The organism is Pseudonocardia nematodicida, from assembly GCF_040105385.1.
Lineage (GTDB): Bacteria > Actinomycetota > Actinomycetes > Mycobacteriales > Pseudonocardiaceae > Pseudonocardia > Pseudonocardia nematodicida.
In genome coordinates this window covers 190,817-213,740 of the sequence record NZ_JBEDNQ010000011.1, presented here as the reverse complement: position 1 = coordinate 213,740, position 22,924 = coordinate 190,817, and the positions used below count along the sequence as shown (strand labels likewise).

Annotated in this window: 21 protein-coding genes; 8 read left to right on the top strand and 13 right to left on the bottom strand. The window is 74.5% G+C overall.

Annotated elements, in window-relative coordinates; translation table 11 throughout:
• Positions 1–7 precede the first annotated feature (7 nt).
• From WIS52_RS24765 to WIS52_RS24745, 5 genes are read right to left on the bottom strand one after another with little or no spacing between them, the layout of a single operon-like run.
• The gene (locus WIS52_RS24765) at positions 8–1,108 is read right to left on the bottom strand and encodes an ABC transporter ATP-binding protein (protein ID WP_349300762.1); all 1,101 of its coding nucleotides are present in this window, start codon (positions 1,106–1,108) and stop codon (positions 8–10) included.
• Positions 1,109–1,139: 31 nt separating this feature from the next.
• Entirely contained in the window at positions 1,140–1,877 is a 738-nt protein-coding gene (locus WIS52_RS24760; RefSeq protein ID WP_349300761.1) for a ThuA domain-containing protein, read from the bottom strand.
• Positions 1,874–3,172 carry an MGH1-like glycoside hydrolase domain-containing protein gene (locus tag WIS52_RS24755; RefSeq protein WP_349300760.1) on the bottom strand — a complete coding sequence of 433 codons (1,299 nt, stop codon included), beginning with the start codon at positions 3,170–3,172 and terminating at the stop codon, positions 1,874–1,876. Before WIS52_RS24755 ends, WIS52_RS24760 begins: the two co-directional genes overlap by 4 nt.
• Positions 3,169–3,984 (bottom strand): sugar phosphate isomerase/epimerase family protein, encoded by an 816-nt coding sequence (locus WIS52_RS24750; protein WP_349300759.1) that lies wholly within the window; start codon positions 3,982–3,984, stop codon positions 3,169–3,171. Before WIS52_RS24750 ends, WIS52_RS24755 begins: the two co-directional genes overlap by 4 nt.
• Complete coding sequence (locus WIS52_RS24745) at positions 3,981–5,120, bottom strand: zinc-dependent alcohol dehydrogenase (RefSeq protein ID WP_349300758.1); 1,140 nt, start codon at positions 5,118–5,120, stop codon at positions 3,981–3,983. Before WIS52_RS24745 ends, WIS52_RS24750 begins: the two co-directional genes overlap by 4 nt.
• A gap of 148 nt (positions 5,121–5,268) precedes the next feature.
• Here WIS52_RS24745 and WIS52_RS24740 point away from each other — a divergent pair, with 148 nt between their 5' ends.
• The 4 genes from WIS52_RS24740 to WIS52_RS24725 are packed head-to-tail and all read left to right on the top strand — an operon-like array spanning position 5,269 to position 9,698.
• Complete coding sequence (locus tag WIS52_RS24740) at positions 5,269–6,657, top strand: ABC transporter substrate-binding protein (protein WP_349300757.1); 1,389 nt, start codon at positions 5,269–5,271, stop codon at positions 6,655–6,657.
• A complete protein-coding gene (locus WIS52_RS24735) occupies positions 6,654–7,613 on the top strand; it encodes a carbohydrate ABC transporter permease (RefSeq protein ID WP_349300756.1) in 960 nt (319 codons plus the stop codon). Before WIS52_RS24740 ends, WIS52_RS24735 begins: the two co-directional genes overlap by 4 nt.
• Positions 7,610–8,488: a carbohydrate ABC transporter permease gene (locus tag WIS52_RS24730; RefSeq protein WP_349300755.1), complete on the top strand. Its 879-nt coding sequence runs from the start codon at positions 7,610–7,612 to the stop codon at positions 8,486–8,488. The genes WIS52_RS24735 and WIS52_RS24730 overlap by 4 nt, the downstream gene beginning before the upstream one ends.
• Positions 8,489–8,492: 4 nt before the next feature.
• Positions 8,493–9,698, top strand: coding sequence for an ROK family transcriptional regulator (locus WIS52_RS24725; protein ID WP_349300754.1), 1,206 nt, complete (start codon positions 8,493–8,495; stop codon positions 9,696–9,698).
• Here WIS52_RS24725 and WIS52_RS24720 read toward each other — a convergent pair.
• Positions 9,664–10,131: a GNAT family N-acetyltransferase gene (locus WIS52_RS24720; protein ID WP_349300856.1), complete on the bottom strand. Its 468-nt coding sequence runs from the start codon at positions 10,129–10,131 to the stop codon at positions 9,664–9,666. The genes WIS52_RS24725 and WIS52_RS24720 overlap by 35 nt on opposite strands.
• Before the next feature lie 124 nt (positions 10,132–10,255).
• Here WIS52_RS24720 and WIS52_RS24715 point away from each other — a divergent pair, with 124 nt between their 5' ends.
• Together WIS52_RS24715 and WIS52_RS24710 are read left to right on the top strand one after the other, a co-directional pair.
• A complete protein-coding gene (locus WIS52_RS24715) occupies positions 10,256–10,783 on the top strand; it encodes a dihydrofolate reductase family protein (protein WP_349300753.1) in 528 nt (175 codons plus the stop codon).
• Positions 10,784–10,851: 68 nt separating this feature from the next.
• Entirely contained in the window at positions 10,852–11,715 is an 864-nt protein-coding gene (locus tag WIS52_RS24710; protein WP_349300752.1) for an NAD(P)H-binding protein, read from the top strand.
• Positions 11,716–11,762: 47 nt separating this feature from the next.
• Here WIS52_RS24710 and WIS52_RS24705 read toward each other — a convergent pair whose 3' ends face one another.
• The 5 genes from WIS52_RS24705 to WIS52_RS24685 all read right to left on the bottom strand — a co-directional run bounded on the left by WIS52_RS24705 (position 11,763) and on the right by WIS52_RS24685 (position 18,032).
• Positions 11,763–13,721, bottom strand: a complete 1,959-nt coding sequence (locus tag WIS52_RS24705; protein WP_349300751.1) for a VWA domain-containing protein — start codon at positions 13,719–13,721, stop codon at positions 11,763–11,765.
• A complete protein-coding gene (locus tag WIS52_RS24700; RefSeq protein ID WP_379610223.1) occupies positions 13,714–15,108 on the bottom strand; it encodes an ATP-binding protein in 1,395 nt (464 codons plus the stop codon). Before WIS52_RS24700 ends, WIS52_RS24705 begins: the two co-directional genes overlap by 8 nt.
• Positions 15,109–15,297: 189 nt before the next feature.
• Positions 15,298–16,674 (bottom strand): glutamine synthetase family protein, encoded by a 1,377-nt coding sequence (locus WIS52_RS24695; RefSeq protein ID WP_349300749.1) that lies wholly within the window; start codon positions 16,672–16,674, stop codon positions 15,298–15,300.
• Between the two features lie 31 nt (positions 16,675–16,705).
• On the bottom strand, positions 16,706–17,611 hold the full coding sequence (locus WIS52_RS24690; RefSeq protein WP_349300748.1) for a M56 family metallopeptidase: 906 nt from the start codon (positions 17,609–17,611) through the stop codon (positions 16,706–16,708).
• 79 nt (positions 17,612–17,690) lie between these two features.
• Positions 17,691–18,032: a BlaI/MecI/CopY family transcriptional regulator gene (locus tag WIS52_RS24685; RefSeq protein ID WP_379610226.1), complete on the bottom strand. Its 342-nt coding sequence runs from the start codon at positions 18,030–18,032 to the stop codon at positions 17,691–17,693.
• Between the two features lie 216 nt (positions 18,033–18,248).
• Here WIS52_RS24685 and WIS52_RS24680 point away from each other — a divergent pair, with 216 nt between their 5' ends.
• Positions 18,249–19,811, top strand: coding sequence for a GntR family transcriptional regulator (locus WIS52_RS24680; RefSeq protein WP_349300746.1), 1,563 nt, complete (start codon positions 18,249–18,251; stop codon positions 19,809–19,811).
• 7 nt (positions 19,812–19,818) lie between these two features.
• On the opposite strand, the gene WIS52_RS24675 is transcribed toward WIS52_RS24680, so the two are convergent.
• Entirely contained in the window at positions 19,819–20,121 is a 303-nt protein-coding gene (locus tag WIS52_RS24675; protein ID WP_349300745.1) for a hypothetical protein, read from the bottom strand.
• Between WIS52_RS24675 and WIS52_RS24670 the strand changes: the two genes are divergently transcribed.
• Positions 20,050–20,448 (top strand): NAD(P)H-dependent oxidoreductase, encoded by a 399-nt coding sequence (locus WIS52_RS24670; RefSeq protein ID WP_349300855.1) that lies wholly within the window; start codon positions 20,050–20,052, stop codon positions 20,446–20,448. The genes WIS52_RS24675 and WIS52_RS24670 overlap by 72 nt on opposite strands.
• A 23-nt stretch (positions 20,449–20,471) precedes the next feature.
• Here WIS52_RS24670 and WIS52_RS24665 read toward each other — a convergent pair whose 3' ends face one another.
• A complete protein-coding gene (locus WIS52_RS24665; protein WP_349300744.1) occupies positions 20,472–22,796 on the bottom strand; it encodes an FUSC family protein in 2,325 nt (774 codons plus the stop codon).
• Positions 22,797–22,924 lie beyond the last annotated feature (128 nt).

Here is a 22,924-nt window from a genome sequence, read left to right as displayed (position 1 = left end):
GCGTCGGTCAGTCGTCGAGGCGGCTCCCCGAGGCCGGGTCGAACACGTGCACCCGGTCCGGCTCGGACGGGGTGACCCGCAGCGTCCCGCCGATCCGGGCGTCCGCCCGGCCGTCGAGCCGCACGACGACCCGCTGCGGCTCGGGACCGGTGGTGCTGCCGTAGGCGAAGGAGTCGGCGCCGAGCTCCTCGACGAGCTCGACCGTGAGCGCCACGCCCGGCTCGTCCGCCGCGGCGGGGCGCAGCGCCTCGGGCCGCACCCCCACCGTCACCTCGGCGAGGTCCCGCCCGGCCGCGCGGGCCCGCAGGTCCCGGGGCAGCGGGAGGACGAGGCCGTCGTCGAGCCGGGCGCCGTCGGTGGCCAGCGGGACGGTCAGCAGGTTCATCGCCGGGGACCCGATGAACCCGGCGACGAACGCGTTCGCCGGCCGGTCGTAGAGGGTGCGGGGCGTGTCGCACTGCTGGAGCCGGCCGTCGCGCAGCACGGCGACCCGGTGCCCCATGGTCATGGCCTCGACCTGGTCGTGGGTGACGTAGACCGTGGTGGTGGCCAGCCGGCGCTGCAGGGCGGCGATGTTCGCCCGGGTCTCGACCCGCAGCTTCGCATCCAGGTTGGACAGCGGCTCGTCCATCAGGAACACCGACGGTTCCCGGACGATGGCCCGCCCCATCGCGACCCGCTGGCGCTGCCCGCCGGACAGCGCCTTCGGCTTGCGGTCCAGGTAGGCCGTGAGGTCGAGCAGCCGGGCGGCCTCGGCGACCCGCTCCCGGACCTCGGCCTTCGGTGCCTTCGCCAGCTTCAGCGCGAACGCCATGTTCTCCCCGACGGTCATGTGCGGGTAGAGGGCGTAGGACTGGAAGACCATGGCGATGTCACGGGCCTTCGAGGGGACGTGCGTGACGTCGCGGTCCCCGATGTGGATCGAGCCCTCGTCGAGGTCCTCCAGGCCGGCGAGCATCCGCAGCGCCGTGGACTTCCCGGAACCCGACGGGCCCACCAGCACCAGGAACTCGCCGTCGTCGATCTCCAGGTCGAGCGCGTCGACGGCGCGGACGCCGGTCGTCCCGGGATAGATCCGGGACGCCGCCCGGTAGGTCACCTCGGCCATGGTCGGTCCTCTCCTCATCGAGCAGACAAGATCAACGGTCGGTGTCGACCGGATCGGTGCGCCGCGCCTCCGGCAGCACCCGGTCCGCGGCGGCCGGGCGCGCCCAGCTGACCGCGTTGGCGATCACCCGGCGGACGTCGTCGTGGTGGTAGACGGGGTAGGCCTGGTCCCCCGGTCCGAAGTAGAAGATCTTCCCGTGCCCGCGGCGGAAGGTGGCGCCGCTGCGGAACACCTCGCCGCCGGTGTAGGAGCTGACGAACACCAGCTCGTCGGGGGCGGGGATGTCGAAGAACTCGCCGTACATCTCCTGCTCGCCCAGCGCGATGGGGTGCGGCACGCCGGCCGCGATCGGGTGCGACGGGTTCACCGTCCACACCAGCTCGCGGTCGCCGTCCTTGCGCCAGCGCAGGCTGCAGGTGGTGCCCATCAGCCGCTTGAAGATCTTCGAGAAGTGTCCGGAGTGGAGCACGATCAGACCCATCCCGGACAGGACGTGCCGGTGCACCCGCTCGACGATCTCGTCGCCGACCTCGTCGTGGGCCGCGTGCCCCCACCAGGTCAGGACGTCGGTGCCGGCCAGCACCTCGTCGGTCAGGCCGTGCTCGGGCTCGTCGAGCGTCGCGGTGCGGACGGCGGCGCCGTCGCCGAGGTGCGCGCGGACGCCCTCGGCGATCGTGGCGTGCATGCCGTCGGGGTAGATCCGGGGCACGTCCTCGTCGGAGCATTCGTGCCGGTGCTCGCCCCAGACCGTGACGCGCAGGGGCGTCACCGGGCCACCCCGCCGGGCACCCGGGCGAGCACGTCCAGCACCAGCGCGGCGGACCAGCTGAACTCGGGGCTGCCGCGCCCGGTGCCGGTGAGCGGGTCGTAGTACTCGAAGAACCCGTCGCCGACGGCGGTCAGCAGCGCCGCGCGCAGGGTGTCCGCCTCGTCGTGCCGGCCGTGCCGCTCCAGGCCGCGCAGCACCAGCCAGCTGGTGTTCACCCAGGCGGCGCCACGCCAGTACCGGGTCGGGTCGAAGCCGGGCGCGGTGCGGTCGTAGCTGGGCAGCGGGCCGCGGTCGTCGAGCGCGAACCGCGGTCCGCGGATGCCGCGGACCAGTGCGTCGACGACGTCGGCGGGCAGGTCGAGCACCAGCGGCGCGAGCCCGCCGACGGCGTACTCCACCGTCCGGCCGGAGTGCCGCCCGCGGGCGAAGAAGTGGCCCGCGTCGGCGTCCCAGAGCTCGGTGAGCAGCGCGTCGCGCACCCGGCGGGCGTCGTCGCGGTGCTGCTGCGCGAGCAGCCCGAGCTCGTCGGCGATCCGCGCCAGCGCCTCGTCGGACCAGCCCAGCAGCGCGTTGAACAGCGGGTCGGTGACGACGAAGGAATGATCGGGGAGCGCGTCGGCGTCGCGGTAGCCGTGGTCGCGGTAGCGGCCCGCGAGGTGGATGTAGGCCGCGTAGTCGCGGTCGGTCGGCCGGTCCGCGGGGTCGGCGTGGTCGAGGTCGCGCCGCTGGTAGCCGTCCAGTGCGTCCGCCGGCGGTGCGACGCCGGCGAGCTCGGCGTCCCAGGACGGGCAGTTGTCCTGACCGGACTCCCAGGGGTGCACGATGACGGCCAGGTCGCCGTCCGCCCGCTCCCGGCGCAGGTACTCGTGCTGCGAGCGGAGTCCGGAGTAGACGCGTTCCAGGAAGGCCCGGCCCGGTCCGGGGTCGGCCCGGAACACCTCCCAGGCGGCGACGGCGTGCAGCGGCGGCTGCACGATCCCGGACGTCTCGCGGACGGGGGCGCCGGGCACCTGCGCCGAGCGCCAGAAGTCCGGGCCGGGGGCGTAGGCGTCGCGCGCGGTGCCGGGGTCGAACGCGATCTGCGGGACCCGCCCGTCGGCCCACTGCGCCCCGAGCAGCGACTCCAGCTCCAGCCGGGCCCGTTCCGGGTCGACGTGCGCCCACCCGACCGCGGTGAACGCCGAGTCCCAGCTCCACTGGTGCGGGTAGAGCCGCCGCGACGGGACCGTGTGGTCGTGTTCCCAGTTCTTCCCCAGCACGGCGACGGCGGCCGCCCGGATCCCGTGCTCGCTCATCGGGCGGTCTCCGGGGCCGGGAGGGCCGCGCGCAGGGTCGCCGACGCCCGGGGCAGGACGTCCTCGGCCGGCCCGGACAGCCGGCACTCGGCCGCCAGGTCACCGCGGTAGCCGATCCGGCCCAGCGCCGCGAGGAACGCGGCCCAGTCCAGGTGGCCGGCTCCCGGCTCGAGCCGGTTGGAGTCGGAGACCTGGACGTGCGCGAGCCGCCCGGCGGCCGCTTCCAGCGCCGCCGAGGGGCGGGTCTCCTCGATGTTCATGTGGTAGGCGTCGGCGACGACCCCGACGGCGTCCAGCCCGGTCGCCTCCGCCAGCTCGACGGCCTGGTCGAGCCGGTTGACCATGTGGTCCTCGTAGCGGTTGAGCGGTTCGAGCAGGATCCGCACGCCCTCGGCATCTGCGTGCCGGCCCAGCTCGCCCAGCGCGTCGAGCAGCACCTCCCGGTCGCCCGCCTCGTCGCGGGGCGGGGTGAACGGGGGGAGCCGCCGGGAGAACATGCCGTAGGAGGCCGGGGTCATCGCCCCGCTCCCGCCGAGCTCGGCGATCACCGACAGCTGGGTGCGCATGTTGTCGACGGCGTCGCGGCGACGGTCGGCGTCGAAGTCGCCGATGAAGTGCAGCATCTCCACGCAGACGGTGTTCATCACGACCCCGGCGGCGCGAGCGGCGCGCAGTTCGGGCAGCCGCTCCCGGATCCGGTGGTCGCCCTGGCCGCGCAGCTCGATGCCGTCGTAGCCGAGGCGGCGGGCGGCGTCCCACTTCTCGGTCAGGGTGGTGCCGGGCAGCAGCTGCTCCTGGCAGGTGATCCTCATCGGACGGTCTCCTCGGCGTCGTCGCGGCAGGTCTCGTCGCGGCAGGGCTCGTCGCGGCAGGGCTCGTCACGGAAATCGAGCACGACCTGGAGCGCGGCGGTCGCGTCGTGGTCGAGCAGGGCGTAGGCGGACGCGGCATCACGCGCCGGGATCCGGTGGGTGACCAGCGGGACCACGTCCAGCTCCCCCGCCGCGATCAGGTCGATCACGGTGCGGTGCATGCGTTCCGGGCTCCACCGGGACGCGAGCCCGGCCGGCGCCGAGGAGATCTGGGAGGAGACGAGCTGGATCCGGTTGTGGTGGAACTCCTCACCGAGCCGCAGCCCGGCACCCTCGCCCTGGTAGAAGCCGGCCGCCACCACGCGCCCGCCGGGTGCGCAGCTCCGGACCCCCTCCTGCAGGGCCCGGTAGGCGCCGCTGAGCTCGACGCAGACGTCCGCCCCGCGGCCGTCGGTCAGCTCGCGCAGCCGCGCGCCGACGTCGTCGGCGGCCGGGTCGAGCACGTGCGCCGCACCGCAGTCCGCGGCCCGGTCGCGGCGGGAGGCGATGCCGTCGACGGCGACCACCCGGGCCCCGCCGGCGACGGCGAGCTGGGTGGCGATCAGCCCGATCACGCCTTGCCCGAAGATCGCGACGGTCTCGCCGATGTGCAGGTCGGCGGCGAGCACCGCGTTGAGCGCGACGGCGCCGACCCGGGCGAACGTGCCGGCGAGCGGGTCGAGCCCGTCGGGCAGGACCCGGCCGGTCACCTTCTCGACGGGCAGGACGACCTCGCCGCGGTGGCTCCACAGCCCCCACACGACGGCGTCGTGCAGGCCGTCGTCGACGCCGTCGCCGATCTCGGTGATCCGCCCGACCTCGCTGTAGCCCCAGGCGTCGTTGGGGTAGGCGGCCGTCGCCGGCTCCTCGACGAACAGCCGCCGGTCGGCGTCCCACCGCCGGTTCGCGTGTGGGTTGGTGCCCCGGTAGAGGGTGAGCTCGGTGCCGGCCGAGACGCCGGAGTAGAGGGTGCGGACCCGGACGTGACCGGCCGGCAGCGGTGCACTCGGTGCGGGGAGCACCTCCACCCGTCCCGGCGCGGTCAGGGTCACCACCAGCGGACCGGGATCGGGAGCGGGCGGGTCGTCGAGCGTCATGCGGTCTCCACCGGGATGCGGGTACGACTGGATTATGTAGTGCTAGCAGTCATAAATCAGTCCGGTCAAGCAGCTCTCTGCGCGCTGGTTGCGTATTTGTGCGTGATCGGTAAGCATAATGCTCTCCTCGACCACCAACGGAGGCGTGATGAGGATCCCGACGCGTGCCCTCGGGGCCGCCGCCTGCGCCGCGGCGCTCGCCGCGGTCGCGGCGTGCGGCGCACCCGAACCCGACCGGCGGCCGAACGCGATCACGGTCTGGACCCAGGAGGACATGCCCGAGCGGCTCGCCGTCCAGCGCGAGCTCGCGGCGGAGTTCACCGAGCGGACCGGCATCGCGGTCGAGCTCGTCGGCGTCGCCGAGGACCAGACCAACCAGCTGATCATCTCCGCCGCCGCCTCGGGCACCCTGCCCGACGTCATCGGCGCGATCCCGCTGGCCCTGGTACACGGCCTGGCAGCCAACGAGCTGATCGACACCGGGGCCAACGCCGCGATCATCGACGCGCTCGGCCCGGACACCTTCGCCGAGCGCGCCCTGGAGCTGACCCGCGACGGCGACGCGCAACTGGCCGTCCCGAGCGACGGCTACGCGCAGATGCTGCTCTACCGCACCGACCTGTTCGCCGAGGCCGGGCTCGACGAGCCGCGGACCTTCGCCGACGTCACCGCGGCCGCCCGGGCGCTGCACGGCGACGGCATCGCCGGCTTCGTCGGCTCGACCACCCCGGGCGACGCGTTCACCCAGCAGACCTTCGAGCACTTCGCCCTGGCGAACGGGTGCGAGCTGGTCGACGACGCCGGCGAGATCACCCTGGAGACCCCGGCCTGCGTCGAGACCCTGGCCTTCTACGCCGACCTGGTGCGCGACCACTCGGTCAGCGGCGCCCAGGACGTCGACACCACCCGGGCGACGTACTTCGCCGGCCGGGCCGCGATGGTGGTCTGGTCCTCGTTCGTCCTCGACGAGCTGGCCGGGCTGCGCGACGACGCCGCGCCGAGCTGCCCCGAGTGCGTCGAGGACCCGCGGTTCCTGGTCGACAACACCGGCGTCGTCACCGGGATGACCGGCCCGGACGGCAGCACGCCCACCCAGTTCGGCGAGATCGTGTCCTGGTCGGTGATCGAGGACGCGAACGCCGAGCAGGCCGGCCGGTTCGTCGAGTTCATGATGAGCGAGGGCTACACCGACTGGCTCGGGTTCGCCCCCGAGGGCAAGGTCCCGACCCGTACCGGCACCGCCGACGCCCCGACCGCCTACGCCGACGCGTGGCGCGAGCTCCCGGCCGGTGTGGACACCCGCGCCCCGCTCACCGACTTCTACCCGCCCGACGTCCTCGACGAGCTCGTCTCCAGTGTGGACACCCTCGACCGCTGGGGCATCCCGCAGGGACAGGGCGCCCTGGTCGGCGCCACCCTCGGCGAGCTCCCGGTCCCCCAGGCGGTCGGCGCCATGGCCGGTGGCGAGCTCGACCCCGCGGAGGCCGCCGAGCAGGCCGCCGGTGACGTCGCCGAGATCCGGGACTCGCTCCGATGAGCGCGCCCGTACAGGCGCGTCCCGGGCCCACCCGGGCGCAGCGCGACGCCCGCGCCGGCCGCACCCTGCTCGCCCCGACGCTGCTGATCGTCCTGCTCGTGGTGATCGTGCCGATCGCCTGGACCGTCGTCCTCGCCTTCCAGGACCTACGGCTGATCGACCTGCACCGCGGAGGGCTCACCGGCGGGTTCACCCTGGACAACGTCACCGCGGTGTTCACCTCGCCGGGCTTCTACAACGCCCTGTTCACGACGATCGTCTACGCGACCGTCGGGACGGCCGGCTCGATCGGGGTCGGCCTGGTCGCGGCGCTGGCGCTGCGCCGCACCTTCCGCGGCCGCACCGTCGCCCGGGCGTTCATGCTGCTCCCCTACGTCGCACCCGTCGTCGCGGTGACGTTCGTGTGGCAGACGATGCTCAACCCGCAGTTCGGGATCGTGAACGAGATCGGCACGTCGCTGCTGGGCTGGGACGACCCGATCGCCTTCCTGACCCAGCGCTCGACGACGGTGTCGGTCTTCGGGTTCGAGTTCGGCGTCCCGGTCGCGCTCCTGACGGTGATCGCGTTCGAGATCTGGCGCTACTTCCCGTTCGCGTTCCTGTTCCTCACCGCGCGCCTGGCGGCCGTCCCCGGCGACCTGGAGGAGGCCGCCCGGATGGACGGCGCCACCCCCAGCCAGCGGTTCCGCTACGTGCTGCTCCCCCAGCTGCTGCCGGTCATCGCGTTCCTGTCGGTGCTGCGGTTCATCTTCACGTTCAACCAGTTCGACGACATCTACCTGCTCACCGGCGGCGGCGCCGGGACCGGGGTGGTCAGCGTCCGCGTCTACGACCTGCTGATGGCCCGCGGGGACATCGGCGGCGCGTCCGCGCAGGCGCTGGTGCTCTCGCTCGTGCTCGTCGTGCTGCTCGGGATCTACTTCCGGTTCCTCGGCCGGAAGGTGGAGGACGCATGACACGCCGAAGTGTTCTCACCCGGGACGCCTTCGAGACGCGCCTGTTCGGCGTCCTGCGCTGGGTGGTGATCGCCGGGCTCGTACTGGCCACGGCGTTCCCCTTCTACTACATGATCGTCCTGTCGCTGCGCAGCCTGGACCAGGTGGTGCTCGAACCCGGGGTGCTCTGGCCCGCGGAGTGGGACTTCTCGACCTACGCGACGGTGCTCGCCTCGGAGGCCGCCGGCGGCCAGGGCTTCCTGGTCTTCATGCGGAACAGCCTGGTGATCGCCGTCCTCACCGTGGCGGTCACGCTGCTCGCCGCGATCCCCGGGGCGTACGCGATCAGCCGGCTGCAGTTCCGCGGCCGCCGCCAGGTCAGCGCGCTGTTCCTGGCCGTGTACTTCTTCCCGGCCATCCTGCTCGCGGTGCCGCTGTTCGTGTTCTTCTCCCGGATCGGGCTGCGCGGCTCGCTCATCGGCCTGCTGGTCGTCTACGTGGCACAGACCGTGCCGATCTCGATCTACATGCTGCGCAACTACTTCGCGACGGTCCCGGTGTCGCTGGAGGAGGCGGCCGCGATCGACGGCTGCTCGCGGTTCCAGATCCTGCGCCGGATCAGCCTGCCGCTGGCGATGCCCGCCGTGGTGTCCAACGCGCTCTACGTCTTCATGATCGCGTGGAACGAGTTCCTGTTCGCGCTGCTGTTCCTGGCCGAGGACCGGGACCGCTGGACGGTCTCGCTGGGCCTGTCGCAGCTCTCGGGGAGCCTCGAGATCCCGACCACCGTCCTCATGGCAGGGTCGGTGCTCCTCACACTGCCGATCATGGTGATCTTCTTCTTCACCGAGCGGCTGCTGGTCGAGGGCATGACGAGCGGGGCCGAGAAGGGATGAGCGAGTGACTCCACCGACGCAGCCGGGCACCTCCGCGGGGAACCTGCTGCTCCTGGTCCGGCAGGGGGTGGCCACCACCCGGGGCGAGCTGATCCGGGTGACCGGGCTGTCCCGGTCGACGGTGACGCAGCGCGTCGACCTGCTGCTCGACGCCGGCCTGCTGCGGGAGTCGGCGGGCGAGGCCGGGGGGAGGGGACGGCCGTCGGGTGCGCTGTCGTTCGACGAGGGCGGGGGCCACCTGCTGGTCGCGCTGCTGCACACCGCGTGGGCCGAGCTCGCCGTGCTGGACCTCGGCGGGCGGGTGCTGACCCGGACGTCGTACCCGATCTCGATCGCCGACGGCCCGGACCCGGTGCTCACCGAGGCGGCGGGCCGCCTCGACGGGCTGCCCGCCGAGGCCGGGCTGGACCCGGCCGGCACCGTCGCGCTCGCCGTCGGCGTGCCCGGTCCGGTCGACGTGGCCTCGGGCCGCGCGGTGCAGCCGCCCGTGATGCCGGGCTGGCACGGCCACCCGGTCCGCGACCGGCTCGCCGAGCGGCTCGGCCGGCCGGTGTACCTGGAGAACGACGCCAACCTGATGGCGCTCGGCGAGCAGCGCACGAACTGGCCGGAGACGTCGTCGCTGCTGCTGGTGACGGTGGGCTCGGGCATCGGGGCGGGCATCGTCGTCGACGGCAGGCTCTACCGCGGCATCGACGGCGGCGCCGGCGACATCGGGCACATCCGGATGCACGGCCGCGACGAGCGCTGCGCGTGCGGGGCCCGGGGCTGCCTGGCCGCGGTCGCCTCCGGTCGGGCGCTGGTCCGGTCGCTCGCCGACCTGGGCAAGGACGTGACCCGCGCCGCCGACGTGCGACACCTCGTCCAGCGCGGCGACGCCGACGCGGTCGCGGCCGTCCGGGAGGCCGGTCGCATGGTCGGCGAGGTGCTGACGACGGTCGTGTCGGTGCTGAACCCGGAGGTCCTCGTGCTCGCCGGGGACATCGCCGACACCGACGGCCACTTCGTCTCCGGCGTGCGCGAGGTGCTCTACCAGCGCTCACTGCCCCGGGCGACGCAGAACCTGCGGGTGGTGACGGCCGGGCCCGGCCGGTCCGCCGCCGTCGCCGGGGCCGCCGAACTGGTGCTCGACGAGTACTTCGCGCCGGCTGCCGTCGACGCGCGGCTGGCCGGCACTACCGGGCGGGAGCGCGGTACCAGCGCACCGTGACCGGGCCGCCGTCCGGTGTGGTCCAGTGTGCGATCCCGTCGGCGACGCGGGTCCAGCCGTGGCGCTCGTAGAGCGCGATCGCGGCACCGCCGCTCTCGGACTCGACCTGCAGCATCGGCGACACCGCGTGCCGCCGGGCGTGGTCGAGCAGCCGCACCCCGACCCCACCGCCGCGTCCGGCGGGAGCGACGAACAGCCGGCTGACCAGCGCGTCCGGTCGCACACCGGCGATCTCTCCCGGTCCGTCGGTCAGCGCGACGTGCCCGACGACCGCGCCGTCCAGCTCCGCCACCCACGCCGCCCGCAGGTCCGCGGGCGCCAGGAAGGCCTCCGGGTCGTCGGGCCAGACCATCGGATAGGCGTCGGCGGTGTGCACCTGCGCCAGCGCCCGGACGCACGCGTCCAGATCGTCCGGTGTCCGCTCGCGGATCATGACGTCCACGGTCGATGATCCTGCCCGGACCGGCCGGCCGGGCGCGGGCCGGGTCCGTGGACCGATGAGACCGCCGCGCGCCGGCGGTCGGACACGTCGGACACCGACGACGGAGGGAACGATCGTGGCCCGACTGCTCTACTCGGCGGCGATGTCGCTGGACGGCTTCATCGCCGGCCCCGACCAGGACATGTCCTGGCTGACCGACTACGCGGCGGAACCGAATCCGACGGCCGACCGGCTGCTGTCCCGGGTCGGCGCGGTCCTGGCCGGCAACGCGACGTTCGGCGGCGGCGACCCGAACGAGGACACCGAGGCCGAGGGCGCGTTCGGGGGCCGCTACGACGGGCCGATGTTCGTCCTGACCCACCGGCCACCGTCCGAGCCGGTCCCGGGCGTCACGTTCGTCGGGGACCTGCGCACCGCGGTCGCCGAGGCCGCCACCGCGGCGGGTGAGGACTACGTCAATGTCCTCGGGGCCGACGTCGCCCGGCAGTGCATCGAGGCCGGGCTCCTCGACGAGGTGCTGGTCATGGTGGTCCCGGTGCTCCTCGGCGGGGGCACCCGGCTGTTCGACCGCCCGGGAGGTCCCCCGGTCGCGCTGGAACGGCTCGCCGGCGAGGACGCGCACTGGTACCGGGTGACCTACTGACCCGGACGAGCCCGCCCAGGTGATCGACGGCGGCATTCCTGTCGGGGGTGCGTGCCAGGCTGTCCGCCATGCGCATCATCGTCACGACGCCGACCGGGAACGTGGGCTCGCGGGTGCTCCGGCTGCTGGTGCAGGCCGGGGCCGGTCCGGTGGCCCTGCTGCGCGATCCGGAACGGCTGCCACCGGACCTGGCCGGCCGGGTCGAGACCGTCGTCGCCGACCAGACCGACCGGGACGCGGTGCTGCGCGCCACCGCCGGAGCCGACCGCCTCTACTGGGTGAACCCGCCCGGGCCGCCGGGTACGGACCCTCTCGCACACCACACCGCCTGCGCCGCCGTCGTGGCCGAGGCGATCCGGGAGAACGGCATCGGCGGGACCGTGTTCCAGAGCAGCGGCGGCGCGGAGCTGCGCCAGGGTGCGGGCGACATCGACGGCCTCGCCGCGACGGAGGTGGCACTCGACGCGACCGACGCGGCCGTGCTGCACCTGCGGTGCGGGTTCTTCATGACCAACCTGCTCGTGCAGGCCGCCGAGATCGCCGCCGGAACCCTGTCGACGCCGTGGCCGCTCGACCACCCGCTGCCGTGGGTGGATCCGCGCGACATCGGTGACGTCGCGGCGGCCCGGCTGCTCGGGCCGGCCTGGATGGGCCGGCGGGTGCAGGGCGTGCACGGGCCGGAGGACCTGACATTCGCGCAGGCGGCCGGCGTGCTGAGCACGGTACTCGGACACCCGGTGAAGCCGGTACACCTGGCCGACACCGAGTTCCACGCCGTGCTGTCCGGAGCAGGTCTCACCGCGCCCGAGGTGGACGCGATCGCCGGCATGGCCGCCGGCCTGAGCCGTGACTACGAGCCCGAACAACCCCGGGACGCCACCACGACCACCCCGAGCACCCTGCGCTCCTGGGCCGCCGAGCACCTGGTCTGAACGGCGACCGCCTGGTGGCGGGCACCGGCCGCGGCGGCGGGACCACGTCAGCCGCGGCGTTTGCGCAGGTAGTCCGACACCACCTCGGCGCCGAGACCGTCCAGGTCGGGGTGCACCACGCGTCCCCCGGCCCGCCTCGCCAGCCGGTCCATGAAGGCGGCCAGGCCCGGGTCGTCGCCGAGCACGAAGAAGGTGAACTTGGCGTCCATCCCGATCAGCCGGTCCAGGCCGTCGACGGTGTTCCGGAGTGTCTGCGGGCTGGGCGGGTAGTCGAAGTAGGCCTCGCCGTCGGACTCCAGGTGCGCGGTCGGCTCGCCGTCGGTCACCACCAGCACGACCGGGGTGGCGTCCGGTTGCCGGGCCAGGCGCTCGCGGGCCAGCAGCAGGGCGTGGTGCAGGTTCGTGCCCTGCATGTAGGTGCCCTCCAACCCGACCAGCTCGGCGAGCTCGACGGTCTGGGCGTGCCGACCGAAGGTGATCAGTGACAGGTCGTCGCCGCGGAACCGGGTCGAGATCAGCTGGTGCAGCGCCAGCGCGGTGCGCTTCATCGGCACCCACCGGCCCTCGGCCACCATCGACCAGGACGTGTCGACCAGCAGGGTCACCGCGGCCCGGGTGCGCTGCTCGGTCTCGACGATCTCCACATCGGACACGTCCAGCCGACGCCCGTCGCCCCCGGCCCGGCGGAGCTGGGCGTTGAGCAGGGTGCGGGGCACCGACCAGGCCTCGGTGTCGCCGAACTCCCACGGCCGGGTCGCCCCGGTCGCCTCCCCGGCCGCCCCGGCACGCCGGGTCTCCCGCTGACCCTGCCGGCCGGAGATCCGGTCGGCGACGTCGCGCAGCACGGACTGCCCGAGCGTGCGCAGCGCCTTCGGCGAGAGCATCAGCGAGCCGTCCGGCGCGCGCCGGAACAGGTCCTGGCGCTGCAGCTCCCGCTCCAGCTCGGCCAGCGTGCGGGCGTCGGCGGCGGCCTCCGGTCCGAGCATCTCGGCCAGGGCGTCGAGATCGATGTCCTCCATCCGCGCGCCCGGGTAGCTCTGCGCGAGCTGCTCGGCCAGCGCGTCGAGCTGCCCCAGCTCCTCCAGGGCGCGGGTCGCCTCGCCCATGCCCATCGGATTGTCCCCGCGGAAGTTCCCCTGCCCGGACCAGTCCTCGCCGGGCCGCAGGCCCTGCAGCTGCGCGTCGAGCTGGGCCAGCGACTGGGCCAGCCGCGGATCACCGAACGCCTGCTGGGACAGCTGGGCGAGCTCGGCCTGCTGTTCGGCGGACATCGAGTTCATCATCCGCTGGGCCGCCGCGGCGCGGGCCGCCAGCGCGTCGATCAGCTCCTCGGTGTTCTGCGGGTTCTCCGGGAAGTGGTCGCCGTGCTTGCCCATGAACTCGGCGAACTGCTCGGTGGTGTCCTCGCCCCGGGCGTGCTGTGCGAGGAGGTCGTTGAGGTCGTCGAGCATCTCCCGGATCCGCTCGACGTCGGACGGGGTGGCGCCCTCGAGGGCCTGCTTCATGCCCTCGAAGCGCTGGTCGAGCATCTCCCGGCCGAGCAGGTCCCGGATCTCCTGATAGGCCTCGCGGGCGTCGGAGGAACGCCAGTCGTAGGAGTTCAGCTCCCGGACCGCTCCCCCGGTGTCGTCCGGGAGGGCGTCGAGCTGCATCTCACGGAACCGGGCGTCGTCGCTGTCCTCGTTGTCCAGCGCACCGCGCTCGGCCTCGAGGGCACGCTGCAGGAGCTCGCGGACCTCCTGCAGCGTGCCGTCGATCCGGTTGTCCCGCTGCAGGTCCCGACGACGCTCCCAGACCCGGCGGGTCAGGTCGTCGAGCCCGCGACGGCCGTCGAGGCCACGGCGCATCAGCTCCTGCAGCGCCTGGCGGGGCGAGGAGCCCTCCATGACGTCGCGGCCGATCTCGTCCATCGCCGACCGGATGTCGTAGGGCGGCGCGAGCGGGTCGGGCCCACCGGAGTACGGACCGTAGGCCCAGCGCCTCGTGCGCCGCCTGGGGTCAGCCATAGGACACCGTGTCGCCGTCGTCGCTGGAGTCCTTCGCCAGCTTGCGGGTCAGGAACAGGTACTCCAGCGCCAGTTCCGCTGCCGACGCCATCGGGCCGGGGTCCTCGGTGCCGCCCGCGTCGAGCTTCTCCGCGATCGAGGTCAGCGCCTCGACCTGCGGTAGCGCGGCGACGACGTCGCGGGCCGGGATCCGCTCGCCGGTCCGGACCGGGCGCGTCGACACCTCGACGGCCAGCTCGTCGAGATCGATGCCGCGCAGCGCGAACCGCGCGGTGTCGGCGGTCGCCCGGCGCAGCAGGTGCTCCAGGACCTCGTCCTCGCGGCCCTCCTCGCCGGCGGCGAACTCCAGCTTGCCGCGCAGCACCGACGGCACCGACTCCAGGTCCACCGGCCGGGCGCAGGCCCGGTCCTCGCCGGTCAGCGCGGCGCGGCGCAGCGCCGAGGCGGCGACCGTCTCGGCGGCGGCGACGGCGAACCGGGCCGAGACACCGGAGCCCTGGTCGATCGCCGACGACTCGCGCAGGTGCCGGGTGAACCGGGCGACGATCTCGATCAGGTGCCGCGGGACGTCGGCCTCGAGCGAGGCCTCCTGCAGCACGAGGTCGATCTCGGGGGCCAGCTCCAGCGGGTAGTGGGTGCGGACCTCGGCGCCGAACCGGTCCTTGAGCGGGGTGATGATCCGCCCGCGGTTGGTGTAGTCCTCCGGGTTCGCGCTCGCGACCAGCAACACGTCCAGCGGCAGCCGCAGCGTGTAGCCGCGGACCTGGATGTCGCGTTCCTCCATCACGTTGAGCAGCGCCACCTGGATCCGCTCGGCCAGGTCGGGCAGCTCGTTGATGGCGACGATCCCGCGGTGCGCCCGCGGGACGAGTCCGAAGTGGATGGTCTCGGGGTCGCCCAGGGACCGACCCTCGGCGACCTTCACCGGGTCGACGTCGCCGATCAGGTCGGCGACGGCGGTGTCCGGCGTGGCGAGCTTCTCGGTGTAACGCTCGGAGCGGTGCACCCAGCCGACGGGCAGCTCGTCGCCCAGCTCCTCGGCGCGGCGGCGGGACGACGGGGTGATCGGCTCGTACGGGTGCTCGCCGATCTCGGAACCGGCGATGACCGGGGTCCACTCGTCGAGCAGGCCGGCGAGCGAGCGCAGCAGCCGGGTCTTGCCCTGGCCGCGCTCGCCGAGCAGGACGACGTCGTGGCCGGCGATCAGGGCGCGTTCCAGCTGCGGGAGGACGGTGTCGCCGAAGCCCACGATGCCGGGCCAGGGGTCGCGGCCCGCGCGCAGGGCCGCCAGGAGGTTGTCGCGGATCTCTTGCTTCACGCCCCGCTGCTCGTGTCCGGACGCGCGGAGCGCGCCGACGGTGCGGGGGCGGTCGGGTGTGACGGGCACGGAATCCACGCTACGCCCGGTTCCGCGACGCAGCGCGCGCTCGGACACGGGCGCCCGGTCCGGTCACACCGTGTTCACCCGAGGCCTCGCACCCCGGCGCCGTTCTCGCACCCCGACGACTCATGTCGCACCGACCCGAGTCCGTGCGCCAGCCACCCCGGGGTGCGAGAGCTGCGCCGGGGTGCGGGCTCAGTAGCGGTAGCGGAAGGCGGCCAGGACCTCGTCGACCGGCTTGCCCTCGGCGAACTCGGCGTCCGAGGCGCGCACGGCCCGCAGCGCGGCCGTGACGTGCTCCCCCAGCACCCCGGTGATCACCGGGTCGGCGGCCAGGGCCTCGGCCTGCTCGGCCGGGGTGACCGGTAGCGCCGCCACCCCGCGGGCGGCGCGCTCGTCGTCGGACCAGGTCGCGGGGTCCTGCTGGACGGGATCGGGCAGGTCGGCCCCCTCGTCGATCCCGGCCAGCCCGGCGCCGATCACGCAGGCCAGCGCCAGGTACGGGTTCGCCGAGGCGTCGGACGCCTTCAGCTCGACGTTGGCGTGCGCGGCCCCCAGCCGCGGGTTCGCCGGGACCAGCCGCAGCGCCGCCTCCCGGTTCTCCACGCCCCAGACCATGTAGGCCGCGGCGAACGAGCCGGGCCGCCTGCGGTGCAGCGACGGCACGCTCGGTGCCGTCACCCCGGCCAGGGCCGGCAGGTGCCGGAGCAGCCCGGCGAGCCAGGCGGCACCGTCGGCGGTCAGCCCGTGGCGGCCGTCGCCCCGGGCGAGCAGGTTCGTGCCGTCCCGGCTGACGGAACTGTGCAGGTGCCAGCCGTTGCCCGCGGAGTGCGCGGTCGGCAGCGGCGACAGGCAGGCCCGGAAACCGTGCGCGGCGGCCGCGGCGTGGATCGTCTGGCGGGCCAGCAGCTGGCGGTCGGCCGTGGTCAGCGGGTCGGCCGGCCCGATGCTCAGCTCCAGCTGCGCGGGCCCGTACTCGGCGTGGAACTGGCCGACCGGAACGCCGTTGTCCCGCAGGTCGGCGAGCAGCCGGGTGACGAAGCCGTCCAGGCCGACCAGGGCGTTCGGTCCGTAGACCGGCCCGGTGAAGGCCGGGACCGGCGGCTCGCCGTCGCCGTCGGTGTAGAGGGCGAACTCGATCTCGTAGCCGGCCCGGACCGTGAGTCCGGCCTCCGCGGCGGCCGCGACCTGGCGTTCCAGGACGCCGCGCTGGTCGTAGGGCCAGGGCGCGCCGTCCGCGGCGACCAGGCGGCCCGGTGACCAGGCGAGGCCGTGCCGGCCGGCGCACGGGACGATGCCCTCGGGGCCCGCGGCGGGGACCAGCCGGACGTCGCCGGAGGGCGTCTCCAGGCCGGGGGGACCGAAGACGATCCGGTCGTGGCTGTCGAACACGGCGAACAGCGGAGTCACGCCGACCCCGGTGCGGCCCGCGTCGGCGAGCCGCTCCACCGGGACGGTCCGGGACCGCAGGACGCCGTTGTTGTCCGCCCAGCCCATCGTCACGGCCACCACGCCGCGATCCACCAGCGCGCGGGTCCGGCTCCCGTACCCGGTCGTGCCCGGTCGGCTCATGACAGAGCAGGGTACGACTCCGGGGCCGTGATCAGGGGGCGAGGAGCAGCCAGAGCGGCACGGCGACCAGCACGACCGCGGTGAGCCGGATCAGCCAGTGCGACCAGCCGGGCAGCGGCGCGGGCGGAGCGGTCACCCGGTCGATCCGGGCGTCGAGGGCGTCGGTGAAGGAGCTCAGTGCCGCGGCCGGCGCGGACCCGCCGACCGCCTTGAGCGCGGTGGCCAGCTCGGTCGGGTCGCAGAGCCTGCGGGCGACGTCGTCGGCCCGCATCTCGATCAGCCGGGCCACCGCCAGCTGGGCACACACCATGCCGCGCACGAACGGCGCGGTCGCGCCCCACGCCACGAACGGCAGCACCACGAGGTCGTGCCGCTCCCGCAGGTGCGCCCGCTCGTGGGCCAGCACCGCGACGACGCCGGGGGTGTCGAGCGCGTCGAGCACCCCGGCGGAGACGACCAGGCGCGAGTTGCGGCCGGGCAGGCAGTACGCGACCGGGACCGGATGGTCGAGCACCCGGGTCCCGGATGCGTAGGGCCAGGGGGTGGCGAGCACGTCGAGCAGGTCACGGTGCCGTCGCCGGGCACGCAGCGTGCGGAACGCGGTGAGCGCGAGGACCGACAACAGCCGCAGCAGCACCCCGAGCGCGATCAGCAGCGCGCCGGCGTGCAAGGGGTCCAGCGCGGCCGGCCAGTCCCCGGCGCGCAGGGAGGTGACGAGCACCGACACCGCGGACGGCAGGCTGTCCCCGAGCGGCGAGAGCCCGTAGGCCAGGCCGGCGCCGAACAGCGAGATGCCGCCGCCGAGGCCGACGGCCTGCCAGAGCAACAACGCGCCGACCGGGTCGCGGGCGGGCCAGCGGGCCCGGGCGAGGGCGCGGGAGACCGGCTCGGCCAGTGCGAGGCCGAGCAGCCCGAGACCCAGCGCGGTCAGCTCCATCGCTCCACATCGTGACCGAATCGGCCCGGCGGCGCCGAACGCCCCCTCCGATCGTGGGTCACGGACCCTTCCCGTACGGCTATCCGAGCAGGTCGCGGAGCCGGGAGCGCTCCTCCTCGGTCATGCCACCGAGGAAGCGGGCGAGCGCGGCGCCGCGGTCCGGGGCGTCGTCGAGCGCGTCGGTCATCAGTTCGGCGACGTGGTCCTCGCGGCTGGCCACGGGACGGTAGTGGTGGGCCCGGCCGTCGCGCATGCGCTGGACGAGCTGCTTGCGCTCGAGGCGGCCGAGCACGGTGAGCACGGTGGTGGTCGCCAGGTCGCGGTCGGCGAGCTGATCCTGCACCTCACGTGCGGTCATGTCCCGGTCGGTCTCCCACAGGACGTTCATGACCGCCCGCTCCAGCTCACCCAGACTCGTCACGGACGCCATACTACGCACCCTTTCTACCGACCGTAGAACGGTCGGCCCGGATCCTTGTCACATCCGGGGTGGACGGACGCCCACGGACGTCGACCGGTCGCAACACGGCGGCAACAGGCGGGACCGAGACTGGGGTCACCCGCGTCGCACCGCCGCACCGGCAGCCAGCCAGCTCCGTCACCGCGGGCGCGGTGACCGACCACGGGGGTACCGCCAGTGTCCCGACCCGCCGGACCCGACGACCACTCCTCCTACGACGGCCACGACGACTTCCGCCGGGCGGCCCGCGAACGCGCGGCCCGGCAGAACCGGGTCCGGGTCCCCTCGGTGCTCGGCGCGCACGGGGCACTGGTGACCAGCCTGCGGACCGGCGAGATCTGCGTGAACGACCGGCTGGACGAGGGCGATATCGGGGCGCGGTTCTCGGTGAGCCGCAACGCCGTGCGGAGCGCCCTGCGGCTGCTGGCGACCGAGGGCGTGGTGTCCCGGTCCCCGCGGGCCGGGACCGTGGTCACCTCCGGGATGACCGAGATCCCGATCGACAACGGTCTGGCGTGGAACGTCGGGACCGATCCGGAACGCCAGGTCGTCGTGCTCGACCAGCGGTGGGTGGCGTCGTCGCCGGTGATCCGGCGGTACCTGCGCACCACGGCGACCCGGGTGCACGCCAGCGAGATCCTCGACCTGCACGTCGGCAACCCGATCCTGCTCTACACCCGCTACACCCTCGAGGAGGGCCGGGACCGGCCGCTGGTGCCCCGCAGCGACGACGGCCGCTTCGAGGAGGTGTTCGCCCGGGCCTACGGCAGCCCGCTCGCCCGGATCGACTCCTGGATCGAGGCCGGCTCCGCGGACGACCGCACCGCCGCCCAGCTGCGCACCCCCGCCGGGACGCCGCTCATCGTCAAGTCCCGGGTGCTCTGGAGCGGCGACGGAGTCCCCCGCGAGTTCAGCATCACCCACTACCCCGCCGCCCGGGTGGCGCTGTCGACGGCCACCGACGGGGCCGGGCCGGACGACGACCCGGTGGTCGAGTCCGTCGCCGTCCCGGAGGTCCGCACCGGCGGCGTCGACGCCGCCCCGGACCTGCTGCGGACCTCCGCCGCGAACCTGCGGGTCGAGCTGCGGGCCGCGATCCGCGAGGGGATCGTCCGGCCGGGCGACCGGCTCGTCGAGGACGAGCTGGCGCGGTCCTTCGGCGCCGGCCGGTCCACCGTCCGGCAGGCACTGACCCACCTGGCGCACGAGGGCACCGTGACCCGCACCGCGGGCAGCACGCTGGCCGGCCCGATCGCGGCCTACCGGCTGAACTCCGGTGTCCCGCACCGCGAGACCGAGACCGGCCGGCACCGCTCGCGGCACCTCACGTCGGTCACGATCCCCGCCGCGCCGTTCGTCGCACACCTGCTGGCCCCGCCGGACGGCCGCGTCGTGCTCGACGAGTTCCTGTCCGTCCGCGACGACGGGCACGCCACCCTCTACCTGCGGTACACGACCCCGAGTGCGGAGCCCCGGCCGCTGGTGGTCGGCCGGCGTGACGAGTTCCGGGAGGGGTTCCGGCGGGCCTACGGACGGCCGCCCGGGCGGGTGGTCACCGTCGTGCACGCCGTCACCGCCGACGCCGACGCGGCGCGCCGGCTGCGGGTCGCGCCGGACTCGATCCTGCTGCTCAGCGAGCGGGTGCTGTTCGACGCCGACGGCGCGGTGCGCGAGTTCAGCCACAGCTACCGGGCGGCCGCGCACGCCTGCCTGGCCACCCGGACGGTGCTGCCCACCTGATCCGGCGCTACGGCTCGACCGCCCGCTGCATCTCCCGGTCGGGCGCGCGCGAGCCGCGCGGGACCAGCCACGGCCCGCCGCGCAGCACCGCGAAGACCAGCGCGAACGCCGCCGCGACCGCGCTGAGCCCGATCGCGGCGGCGAACCCGGCGACCACCCGCGGATCGTCGGTCCGGCCGGCGTAGCTGCTCACCCCGGCCGAGGCGACGACCAGCAGGCTCACCGACGTCCCGACCGCCTGCCCGCTGTTGTAGAGCATCGACCGCACCGAGTTCGCCACGGCGCGGCGCCGCGGCGGCACCCCGGTCATGATCGCCTCGGTGTTGGGCGCGGCGAAGAACCCGATCCCCAGCCCGACGCGGACGACGCCGTGGACACCGCCCTGGAGCGGGTGCGCGCGTCGGCGGTCACGGTGTTCGCCTGCCCGACCTACAAGGGCACCTACACCGGCCTGCTGAAGCTGTTCCTGGACCGGATCCCCGGCGGCGACGGGCTGGCGGGTGTGGTCGCGGCGCCGCTGATGCTGGGGGCCGGACCGGACCACGCCCTGGCCCCGGACCTGACGCTCCGGCCGGTGCTGTTCACCCTCGGTGCGACGTGCGCGCTGCCCGGGCTGTACCTGATCGACTCGGCCTAGACCGCCGACGGCGTGCTGGAGGGCTACGCCGAGCGCTGGTCGCCGGTGGTGCGGACGCTCGCACCGGCCGGCTGAGCGGGGTCCGGATCGTTCCAGTCGCCACCGCACAGCTCGCGGGCCAGCCCGACGGCGAGCTGGTCGATCCGGCGCAGCCAGCGGGCGGCGGCGAGGCGCCGCTGCCGGAGCCCGTCGCCGGGACCGTCGCGCGATGCGGCGTCGGCCTCTGCGGCGTCGACGAGCTCCTCGGCCGAGACCACGCCGTAGTCCGCGGCACGGGTGCCGGGCGGGTGCGCACGCCGGGCGGGCGGGCCCCAGGCGTCGTCGAGGATCCGGCTCAGGCCCGCCACGTTCGCCCGGACCCGCTCGGCCGCCGGGTCCAGTGTGGACGCCCAGCCGGGCACCTGCGCGGTCACCGCCTGCGCCGCGAGGAGACGGCAGTAGTGGTCCATCGCCGCGACCACGCGCACCGTGTGGTGCACCCCGCGGCGCAGCGGCCGGCGCGACACCGGGTGCTCGAGGGGCCGCGCCCGGTCCCGGACGGTACCCACCGCCGTCGCCACCGCCCGGGCCCGCGCCGTGGGGTCCCCGTCCCCGGGCCTGCCCACTGCCCGGTCGACCGAGCTGCGCAGCGACTCGCCGACCGCGTCGAGGGCGTCGTCGAGGGCCTCGGCGAACGCGGTGCGGCTCCGGGTCGGCAGCACGAGGAACGCCGCGAGCATCCCCAGCGCGCCGCCGACGAGGGTCTCCTCGATCCGCAGCACCATCGTCTGCACGCTGAACTGGCCGATCACGCCGTAGAGCAGGGCGAGCACCGAGGTGATCCAGAAGGCCATCATCGCCTGCGAGATCCGCACCAGGTAGAGCGCGAGGAACACGCACGCGAACAGCAGCACCAGGCTCACCACCGGATTGCCGCCGACCGCCACGGCGAGCAGCATCCCCGCGACGACGCCGCCCGCGGTGCCGACCGCGCGCGCCCAGCCCCGGCTCAGCACGTCACCCCGGCTGCTGGTCCCGGCGAAGACCACGAACGCGGCGACCACCGCCCAGTACCAGCGGGCCGGCGAGATCAGCTCCCCGACGACGATCGCGAGCGCGACCGCGATCCCGACCTGCACCGCCTGCCGGGTGTGCAACGCCGGGCCGCCGCCGTGGTCGCGGTCCGCCCGCGGTGGGATCTCCGCGTCCACCGTCCCGGACGCCTCCGCTCCGGGCACCCGCCACCCGGCCTGCTCCACCGTGGTGCCCAGCGCGTCGGCCAGCCGGACCACGGCGAACGCGATCCGCTGCTGCCGCGCGGCGGGCCCACCGGCCGCCGACCGCTCGGCCAGCTGCTCGACGGCCTCGGTGGCGGAGGTGTGGAGCATCTCGGCCATCGGGCGCGGGGTGCCGGCCGCGGTGGCGGCCGCGACCGCGCGGATGCCCTCGGCCAGTGCCGCCCGGTCGGGGCCCGGGATCCGGTCCCCGTGCTGGGCCGAGCGGCGGACCGCCATCGCCAGCCGTTCCGCGGCCAGCTCGGTGTCCACGATCCACTGCCGCAGGCCGGCGCTGCGGCACCGGCCCGGGCCTCCGGGGTCACGCCCGTGAGCGGACCCGTCCGGGCCCTCGGCGTCGTCGGCGGCCTCCGCATCGCCGGAATCGTCGGCGTCGTCGGCGTCGTCGAGCCGGTCGGCAACGAGCAGCGCGGTCTCGTTGAGCCGGGCCTGCGCCCGCCGCACCGGCTCCGGGTCACCGCCGGGACCGGCCTCCAGCAGCGTCACCGCGGTGCGGGCGAGGGCGTGCAACCTGGCCTCGAAGGCACGCACCAGCGTGTCCAGGACATGGTCCACGGACCGGGTGAAGATCAGGCAGCGCAGGACGAACGTGCTGCCGATGCCGATCACCGCGGCGACCAGCAGCAGCGGCAGGTCGGCCGGTCCCGCGTGCAGGAACTGCACGAAGAAGTAGGCCATGAAGGCGGCCATGCCGAGCGCCGTCCCGCGGTTGCCGTACCGCCGCACGACGACCGCGACCATCGTCACCAGCACGAACACGATGTCGGCGACCAGCCGGTGCCCGGACAACAGCGCGCTCACGGTCGCCGCGGCCCCCGCCGGGAGGATCATCAGGGCGGTCGTCACCCGGCGCCGGGGCAGCCGCTGCTCCTGCACCGCCAGGTTGCTGATCATGGCCAGGACGACGGCGAACAGCACCACCGTGACCGGCGCGCCGGTGACCGCGCGCACCCCGCTCGCCAGCAGCGCCGCGGTCAGCATCGCCGCGGTGGCCACCGACGCCAGGTGCAGCCGGGTCCGCCCCGGGTCGATCCCCGCGGCCCGGGTGCGCAGCTCCGTCCACCGCGACGTCACCCGGCGAGTCTGGCACGCACCCCCGACACCTACCCGGGGATGCGGTGACCCGTCCGGGTCACCTCTCTCGTGATCGCCGTCCCGGTCCCGGTCGGTGCCACGGACGGCACCGCCCGGTGCCCGGACGA

Excerpts from the sequence above, each read along its gene's own strand:
- WIS52_RS24755 (WP_349300760.1), bottom strand. The coding sequence starts at position 3,172 with ATGAGCGAGCACGGGATCCGGGCGGCCGCCGTCGCCGTGCTGGGGAAG.
- WIS52_RS24675 (WP_349300745.1), bottom strand. The coding sequence starts at position 20,121 with ATGACCGGGGTGCCGCCGCGGCGCCGCGCCGTGGCGAACTCGGTGCGG.
- WIS52_RS24765 (WP_349300762.1), bottom strand. The coding sequence starts at position 1,108 with ATGGCCGAGGTGACCTACCGGGCGGCGTCCCGGATCTATCCCGGGACG.
- WIS52_RS24720 (WP_349300856.1), bottom strand. The coding sequence starts at position 10,131 with ATGATCCGCGAGCGGACACCGGACGATCTGGACGCGTGCGTCCGGGCG.
- WIS52_RS24695 (WP_349300749.1), bottom strand. The coding sequence starts at position 16,674 with ATGAGCCGACCGGGCACGACCGGGTACGGGAGCCGGACCCGCGCGCTG.
- WIS52_RS24690 (WP_349300748.1), bottom strand. The coding sequence starts at position 17,611 with ATGGAGCTGACCGCGCTGGGTCTCGGGCTGCTCGGCCTCGCACTGGCC.
- WIS52_RS24730 (WP_349300755.1), top strand. The coding sequence starts at position 7,610 with ATGACACGCCGAAGTGTTCTCACCCGGGACGCCTTCGAGACGCGCCTG.
- WIS52_RS24750 (WP_349300759.1), bottom strand. The coding sequence starts at position 3,984 with ATGAGGATCACCTGCCAGGAGCAGCTGCTGCCCGGCACCACCCTGACC.
- WIS52_RS24735 (WP_349300756.1), top strand. The coding sequence starts at position 6,654 with ATGAGCGCGCCCGTACAGGCGCGTCCCGGGCCCACCCGGGCGCAGCGC.
- WIS52_RS24740 (WP_349300757.1), top strand. The coding sequence starts at position 5,269 with ATGAGGATCCCGACGCGTGCCCTCGGGGCCGCCGCCTGCGCCGCGGCG.
- WIS52_RS24705 (WP_349300751.1), bottom strand. The coding sequence starts at position 13,721 with ATGGCTGACCCCAGGCGGCGCACGAGGCGCTGGGCCTACGGTCCGTAC.
- WIS52_RS24710 (WP_349300752.1), top strand. The coding sequence starts at position 10,852 with ATGCGCATCATCGTCACGACGCCGACCGGGAACGTGGGCTCGCGGGTG.
- WIS52_RS24745 (WP_349300758.1), bottom strand. The coding sequence starts at position 5,120 with ATGACGCTCGACGACCCGCCCGCTCCCGATCCCGGTCCGCTGGTGGTG.